This is a genomic window from Mesorhizobium sp. BR1-1-2 (assembly GCF_020165435.1).
Taxonomy (GTDB): Bacteria; Pseudomonadota; Alphaproteobacteria; order Rhizobiales; family Rhizobiaceae; genus Mesorhizobium.
Genome location: NZ_JAIUID010000002.1, coordinates 1 through 12,890, shown reverse-complemented (window position 1 = coordinate 12,890; position 12,890 = coordinate 1). Strand labels below are relative to the sequence as shown.

At 63.0% G+C, this 12,890-nt stretch carries 12 protein-coding genes and 1 tRNA gene; 5 read left to right on the top strand and 8 right to left on the bottom strand.

What is annotated here, in order from left to right; translation table 11 throughout:
- Positions 1–77: 77 nt before the first annotated feature.
- Positions 78–962 (top strand): aldose 1-epimerase family protein, encoded by an 885-nt coding sequence (locus tag LB551_RS03270; RefSeq protein WP_224658206.1) that lies wholly within the window; start codon positions 78–80, stop codon positions 960–962.
- Positions 963–1,039: 77 nt separating this feature from the next.
- Positions 1,040–1,432: a GFA family protein gene (locus tag LB551_RS03265; RefSeq protein ID WP_224658205.1), complete on the top strand. Its 393-nt coding sequence runs from the start codon at positions 1,040–1,042 to the stop codon at positions 1,430–1,432.
- Positions 1,433–1,457: 25 nt separating this feature from the next.
- Here LB551_RS03265 and LB551_RS03260 read toward each other — a convergent pair whose 3' ends face one another.
- Positions 1,458–2,975: a winged helix-turn-helix domain-containing tetratricopeptide repeat protein gene (locus tag LB551_RS03260; protein ID WP_224658204.1), complete on the bottom strand. Its 1,518-nt coding sequence runs from the start codon at positions 2,973–2,975 to the stop codon at positions 1,458–1,460.
- A 136-nt stretch (positions 2,976–3,111) separates the two neighbouring features.
- On the opposite strand from LB551_RS03260, the gene LB551_RS03255 reads away from it, so the two are divergent.
- A complete protein-coding gene (locus LB551_RS03255) occupies positions 3,112–3,372 on the top strand; it encodes a DUF1127 domain-containing protein (protein ID WP_318012712.1) in 261 nt (86 codons plus the stop codon).
- Positions 3,373–3,986: 614 nt separating this feature from the next.
- Positions 3,987–4,751, top strand: a complete 765-nt coding sequence (locus LB551_RS03245) for a GNAT family N-acetyltransferase (protein WP_224658203.1) — start codon at positions 3,987–3,989, stop codon at positions 4,749–4,751.
- Positions 4,752–4,761: 10 nt separating this feature from the next.
- On the opposite strand, the gene LB551_RS03240 is transcribed toward LB551_RS03245, so the two are convergent.
- The 7 genes from LB551_RS03240 to LB551_RS03210 all read right to left on the bottom strand — a co-directional run bounded on the left by LB551_RS03240 (position 4,762) and on the right by LB551_RS03210 (position 12,390).
- Positions 4,762–5,583, bottom strand: a complete 822-nt coding sequence (locus LB551_RS03240; protein ID WP_224658573.1) for an MBL fold metallo-hydrolase — start codon at positions 5,581–5,583, stop codon at positions 4,762–4,764.
- A 3-nt stretch (positions 5,584–5,586) separates the two neighbouring features.
- On the bottom strand, positions 5,587–6,381 hold the full coding sequence (locus LB551_RS03235; RefSeq protein WP_224658202.1) for a TatD family hydrolase: 795 nt from the start codon (positions 6,379–6,381) through the stop codon (positions 5,587–5,589).
- Entirely contained in the window at positions 6,381–7,934 is a 1,554-nt protein-coding gene (gene metG, locus LB551_RS03230) for a methionine--tRNA ligase (protein ID WP_224658201.1), read from the bottom strand. Before metG ends, LB551_RS03235 begins: the two co-directional genes overlap by 1 nt.
- An 83-nt stretch (positions 7,935–8,017) precedes the next feature.
- Entirely contained in the window at positions 8,018–9,073 is a 1,056-nt protein-coding gene (locus tag LB551_RS03225) for a DNA polymerase III subunit delta' (protein WP_224658200.1), read from the bottom strand.
- A complete protein-coding gene (gene tmk, locus LB551_RS03220) occupies positions 9,070–9,744 on the bottom strand; it encodes a dTMP kinase (protein ID WP_224658199.1) in 675 nt (224 codons plus the stop codon). The genes LB551_RS03225 and tmk overlap by 4 nt, the downstream gene beginning before the upstream one ends.
- Before the next feature lie 178 nt (positions 9,745–9,922).
- Entirely contained in the window at positions 9,923–11,089 is a 1,167-nt protein-coding gene (locus LB551_RS03215) for a D-alanyl-D-alanine carboxypeptidase family protein (RefSeq protein ID WP_224658198.1), read from the bottom strand.
- Positions 11,090–11,172: 83 nt separating this feature from the next.
- Positions 11,173–12,390 carry a septal ring lytic transglycosylase RlpA family protein gene (locus LB551_RS03210; RefSeq protein ID WP_224658197.1) on the bottom strand — a complete coding sequence of 406 codons (1,218 nt, stop codon included), beginning with the start codon at positions 12,388–12,390 and terminating at the stop codon, positions 11,173–11,175.
- 324 nt (positions 12,391–12,714) lie between these two features.
- On the opposite strand from LB551_RS03210, the gene LB551_RS03205 reads away from it, so the two are divergent.
- Positions 12,715–12,804: transfer RNA gene (locus LB551_RS03205), tRNA-Ser, on the top strand.
- Positions 12,805–12,890: the final 86 nt, after the last annotated feature.

Sequence of the window (12,890 nt, the reverse complement as noted above, 5' to 3'; positions counted from 1 at the left end):
ATGCAAACCGCCGCCTTGAGTTCACGCCTGGCCATTTGCTAGCCTGCCGGCCAAGCAAAGACAAACCGCGAGAACATATGGCACAGGAAAGCCAGACACTTCATGGCGACGGCATTTCGGCCGTGATAGTCGGGCAGGGGGCGGAACTGGTCTCCTTGCGCGATGCGGATGGGCTGGAACTTGTGTGGCAGGCCGGACCGGCCTGGCGCCGTCATTCCCCGGTGTTGTTTCCGATCGTCGGCCGGCTGAAGGGCGATCAACTGCGCCATCGCGGCCAGACCTATCCGATGACGCAGCACGGCTTCGCCCGCGATAAGTCGTTTGCCTGGGCGGAGAGGGGTTCTCGGTCCTGCATGCTGGTGCTCACTGACGACGCGGAGACCCGAACGCACTACCCTTTCGCCTTCCGTCTGGCGGTAACCTACACTCTCGACCGTCGGCAGCTTGGCGTCACGTTCGAGATCACCAACACCGGCGACGAGCCGCTGCCGGCGTCGATCGGGGCGCACCCGGCATTCAACTGGCCGCTGCTGCCGGATCTGCCCAAGGAGGCTTACCGCCTGACCTTTGCACAGCCCGAGCCTGCGCCGATCCGCCGTCTCAAGGACGGGCTGCTGCTGACGGCGCGGCAGCCGACGCCCATCGAGGGCAACAGTCTCGCTCTGTCGGGTCGCCTGTTCGACGAGGATGCCGTGATCCTGGACCAGCCTGCCAGCACCGCCGTGCGTTACGGCGCCGACCGCGGTCCGGCGATCGAGATGCATTGGCACGGATTTCGGGAACTAGGCATCTGGTCCAAGCCGGGTGGCGCGCCGTTCCTCTGCATCGAGCCCTGGTACGGCCTCGCCAGCCCGGCGGATTTCGACGGCGATTTCGCCGACAAGCTAGGACTCATGCTGATCGAGCCGGCCGGAAGGCGCGTGCTCGGCTACCGGATCGAACTTCAACCGCGGGCGCATTAGCTGAAAGCTGGCGCCGCGTTCATGGATGGTGGAGTTGGTCGTAAACATCCAGCCCGCTTGATTTGGAGGAATACAGCATGGACCGATTCACCGGCGGTTGCCTGTGCGGCAACGTCCGAATTGTGGCGACTGGACGCCCATACCGGGTGGGCCTCTGTCACTGTCTCGATTGCCGCAAGCATCACGGGGCTCTTTTTCACGCTTCCGCAATTTTCCCTCAGGACGCGGTGACGATCGACGGCGAAACACGCGACTATGCCGGGCGGTTTTTCTGTCCGCGCTGCGGCTCGACCATTTTCGGCCGCACCGCCGACGAAATCGAAGTGAACCTGGGATCCCTGGATGCCCCTGACCAACTGAAGCCGACCTACGAAAGCTGGATCATCCGTCGCGAAGCCTGGTTGCCGCCGTTTCCGCTCACGAGACGATATGAGCGCGATCGTGACGCCACGGGCCGCTTCGAGGAGTAGGCGGCACCAGGGGACCGGCGGCGAGTCATTCCGGAAGGCCGGCCTTGCGGAAGCCGTCGACAAAATGATCGAGCATCGCCGCATCGCGGAAGGGCTCCGTCCAGACCCAGTGGCTGGTGGTGAAATGCGGGTTGCCGACGAGGAACAGTTCGACCTCCGTGCGCGCCTCGTCGAGCCGGCCGAGCTGCGCGAGGCTGGCCGCCAGGAAGCGGCGTGAGCTCGTTCGGTAAGTCTCGTCCCGGCGCAACGTCTTGACGGCGGCCTCGTAGTCGCGCGCCGCATATTGCGCCGCGCCGAGTGTCAGATAGTACCAGCTTGCCGGAAACGGGTTGAGCCGGAACGCCTTGCGGATCTGCTCGAGCCCCTCCTCGACCCGCCCGGCCAGCACGGAGATGTCGGACAACGTCGCCCAGGCATCGGCCTCGTTGGGGTCGAGCTCGAACGCCCTGGCGAATTCCGCATCCGCTTCGGCGAAGTCGCGCTCATAGGCGAGCAGGTTGCCGAGCACCCAGCGGCAGCCGGCGTCATTGGGATCGATCGCCACCGCCTTGCGCGCCAGATCGAGGGCCAGGCGACGGTTGGGTTCCACCGGCTCGCCCCAATGTACCCATCCCATCCAGTGGTTCATGGCAAGCCAGCGATAGGCCTCGGCATAGTCGGGATCGAGTGCGACTGCGCGCGTCAGCATCAGATGCGCCTCCCGCGCCGTCTGCGGCGAATCGTCGATCAGCTTGCGCGCCCGAACGCAGAGATCGTAGGCCTCGAGATTCTTGGGCCGATTGCGCGGCAGCGGCGCGCGCAACCGGCCGAGCAGCGCTTCCACGATCTTGGCCGTCACCTCGTCCTGAACGGCAAAAATATCGTCCACCCCGCGATCGAAGCGTTCCGCCCACAGGTGATCGCCGCTCACGGCGTCGACCAGCTGGGCGTTGATGCGCACGCGTCCCGCGGCACGTCTTGCGCTACCTTCCAGGAGATAGCGCACGCCAAGCTCCCGGGCGATCTCGCGCACGTCCATGGCCTTTCCCTTGTAGGCAAAGGTCGAGTTGCGCGCGATGACGAACAAGCCCGAGGCCCTGGACAGGTCGGTGATCAGGTCTTCGGTCAATCCGTCGGCGAAGGGCTCCTGCTCGGGGTCGTTGCTGAGATTGACGAAGGGCAGCACGGCTATCGAGGGCTTGTCGGGCAGCGGCAAAGCTTTTCGCTTCGCGCCATCGAGGGATTCCACGATCCCGGCGAAGCGGTAGCCGACGCGCGGAACAGTGGCGATCCATTCCCCGCCGTCGGCGGGCTTACCAAGCAGCTTGCGCAGCTGCGCGATCTGGACGGTGAGATTGCCTTCCTCGACCGCTGTACCCGGCCATGCCGCATCCATCAGCTCGGCCTTGTCGAGGACTTCGCCTGGCCGTTCGACGAGCGCCGCCAGCAGCTTGAGCCCACGGTAGCCGACGGCAACGGGATTATCGTTCCGAAGCAGTGTTCCCGCATCCGGATCAAGCACAAACGGACCAAAGGCAAAGCGCGATCCCTGCATGAAGCGCATCTATAGCTCGTTTGGAACTTTTGAGAACTATTTGGGAGAGCTTAATTACGGCGCTGTTCGCATCCGGCACAATTCAACCTCTTTCAGGTCGAGGTCCCAAGTCGAGGACCCCACCCTCAAACCGTAGGAGGTTGCCATGAACGATACCCTTGCATCGACGCGGTGTCGGACCGCGCGGCCGAGGATGCCCGAGGGGCTGGCGGAAGCGTTGCATCGGCGCCTGACGACCCTGCGAAGCATTGTCGAGAGCTGGCACGATCGGAGCTGGCGCGAGCGGATACGCTTTCGCTGGGAGCTTGAGCGAATGACGAAGGACAATCCCCATCTGATCGACGACATCGGATTGACGAAACGGCAGGTCGAGGCAGAGCTAGCAAAACCCTTCTGGCAACGGTAGGCCGAATGCTGAGCAGATATCAGCGGCAAAGGGTAGGGCGGATTTCAGACCTGCCGGGCGATGGTACCAATCACATTGATGACGAGCCGTGCGGCGGTCAGGGCCGACAGGCGTCGATATCGGGACGTAGAGCGGCTTCGATGCTATGGGCCTGGACCTCGCGGGCGGTCACGAAGTGGCTGCCATAACGCAGGGCCGCTTAGACGTCGGTGTAAGGCGCGCGCTGCCAAGCAGGTGTTCGGCGAAGCGCTGCCGGCGCAGACCCTGGGAGGCGCTGAGTTTCGTCTGCCGCTATTATTGGCACGTTCAACTTCGCTGGAAGCAGTGATCCTGAACAAGGCGATCAGCCTGGTCGTGGTGGCCACGGCGTTGCCGTTCAGGGCGCAGACAGTGCCTGCTGGTCATCATCGCGGCCGTGCTGTTGTTCGGTACGAAGCGCTTGAATGCACCAGATCGCCGTCAACACGAGACGGCGATCTGGTGCCCATTCAAGCAGCCGCTCTCCCGCACCAGCCTGCCATCTCCATAAGTCGCATAAGATAGATTATGGAACTGTCGCATTGAGCTGATGCAGCGTATTGCCTTGATCTGTCCAGCAACGCTAGCCTACGGCGATGACGGGTTCAAACCGAACGATTGAGTCTGCCATCGAGGTGTTCGTGCACGGGCACAGCACTGGCAAGAGCCGTACCTTTCCTTACGAGACAAGTCGTGTCGGGTCGTTGTGGTTGATGCGCGATGCTGAGCGCAAGAACGCTCGCGATTACCGCAAGGAAGAATGGATCGCCTATCACGTCGATCCCGAGGACGTCGATGCGACTGCCCGGCAGCATGCGCGAGGAAGATTCCATGTCTGCGTCATGGTTGCGACAGCGGAGCCAGACGAGCCGACGCGAAGCGCATACAAGGCTCTCGGCTACCGGTTGCTCGGGACCGAAGGTTTCTTCGTGCGGCGGATAACCCAGATTCCGAGGCCGCCGCAGGCTGCCGTTTCGATCGAACGTGTGCAAACAGCCGAACTGGCGGTCCAGTTGGGAAAGATCACGCGCACACGGCCGATCCCGGACACTTTGCTTGGCGATGACGCTCCATTCCGCCAGTACGTGGCGATCGACGGAGAAGACATCGTCGGTCGCGTACGCAGCCTGGATGCTGTGGGCGCCACATGGTGCGCGGACATGTATGTCGAACCCTCGCACCGCCGCCGTGGCATCGGCCAGGCGCTTCTCTCAAGGATGTTGTGGGACGATCAGGCCCATGGTTCTAAGTCCTCCGTGCTGACGGCCACTCACACCGGGGCGCATCTGTACCCTCATGTCGGTTATGAGCGGATTGGAACGCTGTTCATGTTCGCGCCAAAGAGTATGGCGCCCCGATGAAGACTTCTTCCTATGATGCTGACTCATAAGGAATTTCAAGCGCCATGCCATCAAATGCCGGCTCGACATTTGCCGGAGTCTCAGCCATCACGGTAGCGTAGTCCAGCGGCCCATGCATATGGGTCAGCACGGCCCGTTTCGGAGCCAGCCGTTCGATCCATTCTAGCGCCTGGCCGAGCGACAGATGGCTCGGATGTGTCCTGTACTGAAGCGCGTCCACGATCAGGACATCAAGATTACGCAGCCGCTCGGCGGTGGCAGCCGGAAAATCGCTGATGTCGGGGCAATAGGCTAGTCCGCCGATGCGGAAGCCGAGCGATATGATGTCGCCATGGACCTGCGGCAGCGGCTCGAGGGTGAGGGCACCGCCCTCGCCTTCGATCACGACGGGATCGGCGTGATCGATGATATGGGCGTCGACGATCGGCGGATAGGAGCTGCCTGGCGGCGTCTCGAAACAATAGCCGAAGGCCTGGCGCAGCCGCAGCATCGTTGGCTGGTCGGCATGGATATCGATCCGCTGCCGCTGATCGAGCACGAAGCCGCGCAGGTCGTCGATGCCGTGGATGTGGTCGGCATGGGGATGCGTGTAGACGACCGCGTCGATGCGCTTGACCGAGGCCATCAGCATCTGCTGGCGGAAATCCGGTCCGGTGTCGATGACGACGGTGGTGCGGGTGCCGCTCGCGGCGATTCGCTCGACAAGGGCAGCCGTGCGCATGCGCCGGTTTTTCGGATTTTGCGGATCGCAATTGCCCCAGTCGCCGGTGATGCGCGGCGTGCCGGGTGACGAGCCGCAGCCGAGAATGGTGAGGCGCAGCCGGTCTGTCATCATTCAGGCGCTTTGCTCGGCGGGTCGCGGCATCTTGCCGAACAGCCGGAAGAAATTGTCGGTCGTCAAAGCCGCGATTTCACCTTCGCTGACGCCGACCGTCTCGGCCAGCACCTTGGCCGTGTGCGCGACATAGGCGGGTTCATTGCGCTTGCCGCGAAATGGGATCGGCGCGAGATATGGCGCATCGGTCTCCACCAGCAGCCGGTCATGCGGCAGGTCGGCGGCTATGGCGCGTATTTCGGCCGAATTCTTGAAGGTCAGGATGCCGGAAAACGAAACATAGCCGCCCAGCGAGACGCCAACCTCTGCCAGCCTGCGTCCCGACGAAAAACAGTGCAGGACGAACGGGAAGGCGCCCTTCCCCGTTTCCTCCTCCAGAATATGAGCCATGTCGTCGTCGGCATCGCGCGAATGGATAACCAGCGGCAGGCGCGTCTCGCGGGCAGCGGCGATGTGGTTGCGCAAACCCTGCGCCTGCGCATCGCGGGGCGCCTTGTCATAGAAATAGTCGAGCCCGGCTTCGCCTATCGCCACCACCTTGGGATGGGCGGACAGGCGCACGAGATCCGCCGTCGTCACGTCAAGCTCTTCGTCAGCATTGTGCGGATGGGTTCCGACGGAGCAGTATACCTCGTCGAAAGTTTCTGCGATTTCAAGTATTTGCTGAAATCGCTTCACGCGCGTCGAAATCGTCACCATGCGGCCGATCCCGGCGGCCAGGGCGCGGACGACGATGGCCGCCCGCTCCTCGGCGAAGTCCGGAAAATCCAGATGGCAGTGGCTGTCGACGAGCATCAGCCGTTCGCTTCCGGCTGATCGACATAACGCGGAAACACGCCTTCTGGCACAGGCAACGCTCTGCCCGGCACAAGCGCATGATCGGCGTGGAGATGCACGAAATCGCGCTCGTCTGCCGGCACAGCCAGCAGGTCAAGCAGCTTCGCGGCCGATCCTGGAGTGAAGGGCTGGCACAGAATTGCCACGCGCCGCACCACTTCGGCCGTAGTCCACAAAACCGTTTGCATGCGCTCGGGGTTGGTCTTCTTGAGCGCCCAGGGTTCCTGCCCGGCGAAATACCGGTCGGCTTCGGCCACCACGCCGAAGATCGATGCCAGCGCCAGATGGATGCCTTGCTCGGCCATTGCCTTGCGCGCGGCGGCAAGAGCGGCCGCCGCCTGATCGAGGATTGCCTTGTCGGCATCCGTCAGCTCGCCGCGCGTCGGCACCACGCCGCCGCAGTTCTTGGCGATCATCGACAGCGAGCGCTGCGCCAGATTGCCGATGCCGTTGGCGAGGTCGGCATTGGTGCGGTTGACGATCGCTTCGTGGCTGTAGCTGCCGTCCTGGCCGAACGGCACCTCGCGCAGGAAGAAATAGCGCACCTGGTCGAGCCCGTAATGCTCTATCATAGTGAAGGGGTCGATGACGTTGCCGACCGATTTCGACATCTTCTCGCCGCGGTTGAACAGGAAGCCGTGGCCAAAGACGCGCTTCGGCAGCGGAATGCCTGCCGACATCAGGAAGGCCGGCCAGTAGACGGCGTGGAAACGCACGATGTCCTTGCCGATGATGTGCGCATCGGCCGGCCAGAATTTCCAATTATCTGCTTTTTCATCGGGATAGCCGACGCCGGTAATGTAGTTTGTCAGCGCGTCGACCCAGACATACATCACGTGCTTCTCGTCGCCGGGCACTGGCACGCCCCAGTCGAACGTCGTGCGCGAGATCGACAGGTCCTTCAGTCCCGATCTGACGAAGCTCATCACTTCATTGCGCCGCTCGGCCGGGCCGATGAAATCCGGTTGGCCCTCGTAGAGCGCCAGCAGTTTGTCCTGATAGGCCGAGAGCCGGAAGAAATAGCTTTCCTCCTCGACCCATTCGACCGGCGTTCCTTGCGGGCCATAGCGGACATCGTCGGGACGAACCTCGGTTTCCTCCTCGCCGTAATAGGCTTCGTCGCGCACCGAGTACCAGCCGGCATAGCCGCCCTTGTAGATGTCTCCATTGGCAGCCATCGCCTTCCAGATCGCCTGAGATGCCGCGTAGTGCCGCTCTTCGGTGGTGCGGATGAAATCGTCGTTGGAAGCGTTGAGCGCGGTCGCCATGCGCTTGAACTCGGCCGAATTGCGGTCGGCCAGTTCGCGCGCCGAAATGTCTTCCCTTTTCGCCGTCTGCAGCATCTTGATGCCGTGTTCGTCGGTGCCGGTGAGAAAGAAGACCTGCTTGCCGTCGAGCCGCTGGAAGCGGGCAAGCGCATCGGTGGCGATCAATTCGTAGGCATGGCCGATATGCGGCTTGCCGTTGGGGTAAGAGATCGCGGTCGTGACGTAGTATGTATCGCGTGACATGAATGAACCGTCATGAATGTCTGAATGGAAGGCGTGGCGGTGGATATCGCATCGGGGCGGCGATTGCCATCCCGAGGGAACCATCACATTCGCATTGCAGACTTCAGGCGGTCGATCATGGTCAAGGCGTGCTGCTTCTTGTCGAGATTGTAGGTGTCCGTCTCAGATATAGCGTCCAGCGCCTCATGCCAAGTGTCCGACAGCGTTTTGGCCTGCGCAAGGTCGCCGGCCAGCGCCGCCCGGCTCGCCGCATCGGACAACAGGTCGAGCGCACGGCGGTTGAAGATATCGAACTGGATCGCCTGGTCGCGACCGGCCACCACCTCGGCAAGGCGATAGGCGCCGGCGATGTCGCTCTTGCCGGCGGTCACCAGGGCGTCCAGCGTTTCGGCGATCTCCAGCCCGCCATACTGCGTCAGGAGGATCGCATTGCGGGCGCTGCCCCCTGCCCGCGCCGCCAGCGCCGCACGCGCGGCCGGATCGTCCGGCGGAGGCGGCTCGGCGGTTTCCAGCACCGCCATCAGTTCGTCGGCATCGAGCGGCGACAGCCGCACCAATTGGCAGCGCGAGCGGATCGTCGGCAGCAGGCTGCCCGGTGCATGGACGATGAGGATGAACAGCGTTCGCGCCGGCGGCTCCTCGAGATTCTTCAGCAAGGCATTGGCTGCGTTGGTGTTCATGTCGTCGGCCGGGTCGACGATCACCACCCGGTAGCTGCCGTCATGCGAAGTCAGCGACAGGAAGCGACTGACCTTGCGTATCTCGTCGACGGTGACGACCGTCTTGAAGTTCTTGGTCTTGTCGTTCAACGGACGCGTCAGATGCAGCACGCCCGGGTGCGCGCCGGTGGCGATCTGACGAAACAGCGAGGACGCCGGATCGGGAACGGCGAGCGTCTCCGGCGCTTGCTCGAAGGCGGGATGCTTCAGGAGGTGATGCGCCAGATGGAAGGCGAGCGTCGCCTTGCCGATGCCGACCGGTCCGACGAAAATCAGCGCGTGTGGCAGCTTTCCCGCGCGATAGGCGGCGGCGAGCATGGCAGCGACCTGCCCGTGCCCGACCAGAACAGGCGTTTCGGATGGTTCGGGGACGCCGTCCAGCGTGTCATGCTGTTCCGGCGCGATGCGTTCGAAGATCATGCGGGTGCGGTCTGTCTGTTGCGTGTGGGCGCCCTCGCCTCCAGCGCCGCGAACACGGTGGCGGTGACGGCATTTTCTACCGCATCGGGAGCGGCGGATGCGTCGATCACGACGCAGCGCTCCGGCTCGGCCGCGGCGATCGCCAGGAACGCCTCGCGGCGCGCCTGGTGGATGGCAAGCGTTTCCTTTTCGAAGCGGTCGGGGCCGGCGCCGGTGCCGCGACGCACTGTTGCGCGTCTCAGGCCTTCGGTGGGATCGATGTCGAAGATCAGCGTCATATCGGGCATCATGCCATTGATGGCCACCTGCTCCAGCGTCTCCATGAACACCGGGTCGAGGCCGCCGGTGACGCCCTGGTAGACGCGCGAGGAATCTAGGAAGCGGTCGCATAGCACGATGGAGCCGCGCTCGACCGCCGGGCGGATGACCTGCTCGACATGGTCGGAACGCGCCGCGGCGAAAAGCAGCGCCTCCATCTTCGGCCCGAACGGCTCGGCGGCGCCCGAAAGCAGAACATGCCGGACCGCTTCCGCGCCCGGCGAGCCGCCCGGCTCTCGGGTGACGAGGACGTCGTACTTCTTGGCGCGCATCTTTCCCGCCAGCCGCTCGATCTGCGTCGACTTGCCTGCTCCTTCGCCGCCTTCGAAGGTGATGAAAAATCCGCGTGCCAATCGAAAGGCCTTTATCCCATATTTGAATGGATTCTAGCGCTTTAGATAGTCCGCGCTCGGGAAAACGTCCATGCCGCCGGCGCATCGCATGTCGCTCAAAAGTGACATCTGAGAGAACGACATGCATAAACGAACAAGCTAAAGCGCGTCGCATGAATCCGGTTCAGCCCGACGCGCTTTAGCGCAGCCAGCCGACCGCCAGTTCCTTGACGGCGTCGAGGGCGCGTTGCGGCAGCGTGCCGACGCCGATCGATTCTGCGGCGAAAAGTGGCGTCTCCTGGCTCAGCGTGTCGCCGATCCAGACCCGCAGCGCACCTACAGGCTGCCCCTCCTCCACAGGTGCGGCAACCGGGCCGTCATAGACGATGCTCGCCCTTAACTTGTCGCGGTTGGCGACGGGCAGGAAGATGGCGATCGGCCCCTTCGCCTTCAACGTCACGCCGGCTTTAGCGCCGCCGAAAACCTGCGCCTGGCCCACCACCTCGTCCTTAGCGAAGATTTCCGTCTTCTCGAAGGAACGGGCACCCCATTCGAGCAGCTTGCGCGCCTCTTCGGCGCGTTCCTTGTCGCTGGCGAGCCCACTCATCGCCGCGATGACGCGCACGCCATTGTGGCTGACCGAGCCGACTATGCCGAAGCCGGATGCCTCACTGCTGCCGACCGCCAGGCCATCGGCGCCGATGTCCATCGCCAGCAGCGGGTTGCGGTTGCGCTGCGAAATCTTGTTCCAGGTAAAATCCTTCAGTCCGTAATAGCGATAGAGGTCCGGATAGTCGCGCCACAGATGCAAAGCCAGCATTGCCAGTTCGCGCACGCTCGTCTGCTGGCCATCCGCCGGCAGGCCGGTCGAATTGACGAAAGTCGATTTCGCGAGGCCGATCCGGCGGGCGCGTTCGGTCATCTGGGCCGCGAAATTGCCCTCGGACCCGGCCATGCCTTCGGCCAGCACGATACAGCCGTCATTGGCCGCCTGTACCGTCACGCCCTGGATCAGGTCCTCGATCCGGACCGCCGATTTGAGCTTGGCGAACATCGTCGACGTTCCGGAAGGGGCACCGCCCGTGCGCCAGGCGTTTTCACTCACCACGAATGTATCGTCGAGGGTCAGGCGTCCTGACTTGATGGCGTTGAACACCACTTCCATCGTCATCAGCTTGGCCATCGAGGCGGGCTGTATCGGCTTGTCGGCATCTTTGGAAAACAACACCGTCCCAGTGTCGGCATCGATCATGAAGGCCTGCGCTGCCTTGGTTTCGAAAAGCTGCGCGCTGGCGGGCCCGATACAAAGCAGCAGCAGGGCCAATCCCAGAACTCCGGCCAAAGGCGGAAAGACGCGCAACTGCATGAAATCTCGACCCGTTTGCCGGTTCTGGCACAGCCAAGCTATCAGGATTTTTTCCGCAGGATCAACCGTGCGGGAAAAATAGATCAGTTGCGCACGGCCAGAGCGTCCGGCGCACCATGCGACCATGCCGCCTGCAGCAGATCGTCGACGCCGCCATGGCCGTCCGGATAGAGGTTCACCGCATACCAGTCCTTGCCGTCGAATTCGGAACGCTGGATCTCGATCCTGCCGAAGGGCTCGAGCGCGGCGGCCACGCGTTTTGCCTCGGTGGCGTCATCGAAGGTGCCGGCCGCGACATAGGCGGGCGATGGCGCTTGCGGGTTGGCGTTCTTCCATGAGCGCAGGATGTCGGCGGGCGACATGCCGTCGTCGTCGAGTGCGGCAAAGACATCGGCGCGCCGCACGCGCTCGTCGGCATAGGAAAGCGAGGCCACCGAGAACGGCGATTGCGGCGGCAGGCCGATGTCCGGACGCTCCGGCACGATCGGGCCGAAGGCGGGCAGCGCCAGGTCGCCCAAGGCCGGCGATTGTGCCGGCACCTGCGCTTGCGGAGCTGTATCGGAATTCGTCAGCTGGCCCGGAAACGGCACGGCGGCAGCGCCCACCGGCAGACTGGGCGACGGTCCGTTCATGGCCACCATGACGCCGGTTGGCAGGCCGTCGGAGGGATCCGGTATCCTGTTGCCTGGGTGGTAGGAGGCCATCAGATACTGGTCGTCGTTTCCGTCGAGCGGTGCGCGGCCGACATACTCCACCTTCACCTCGGCCGTGCCGACATTGGCATAGTCGAGCATCTGGGCGGCGCGTTCCGAGACATCGATGATGCGGCCCTGGTGGTAGGGACCACGGTCATTGACACGCACGATGACCGAACTGCCGGTCTTGAGATTGGTGACGCGAGCGTAGCTCGGCAGAGGCATGGTCGGGTGCGCCGCCGTCAGATGGCTCATGTCGTAGACTTCGCCGTTGGCAGTCAGCCGTCCATGAAAGGCATCGCCGTACCAGGACGCCAGGCCGACCTTGGCATAGTGCTTGTCTTCCTTCGGATAGTACCACTTGCCGCGAACCTGGTAGGGTTTGCCGAGCTGGTCGCGGCCGCCGCCGCGCCGCATGAAGGCGGCGCGTGGGCTGGCTTTCACGCCATATTCGGTTTCGGCGAAATATTCCTTGGAACGGGTCTTCTTGTGGACCATCCCTTTTGGTTCAGGCTGCGACGCGCAGGCGGCAAGCAGGACTGCCGACATGGTGAAGAGCGCGAAAGCGCAAGCACGGCGTAGACGCGGGCGCGCCGTAGTCTGCATTTCCTGATGTCCCCTACAGTCTCGACCAAAGACGCCGCGGCTTGAATGTCGCAGGAGCCAAAGCTTACCTGACCAATACCGACGACACCTTGAACCCCTGTCCTTTGTGCGCAGGAATTGTTTATCACGCTATTAATCGATTGTGGCCGGAACCGGGCAAGATTGTGACGCCGCCCGGCCCGGGGTCGGGTGCCGGGAAACGTGCTGTCCGCGCATGCCGGTTGACAGGCCTTTGCCGGGCACACTAGAGCATCAGCCAGATGGCTCTCTTTGCCGCCAGGCTCGAATATATGTCGAGTGATGTTGGGCGAAGAGATGTCGCTTGGAGGGATGGCCGAGCGGTTTAAGGCACCGGTCTTGAAAACCGGCGTGGGCGCAAGTTCACCGTGGGTTCGAATCCCACTCCCTCCGCCATTTGCTCAAATGTACAACCCGGAGACATAGGTAACGTATTGTACCTAAGACATGGGTGACAATCTCGTGCCGAACGGATTGTCGAT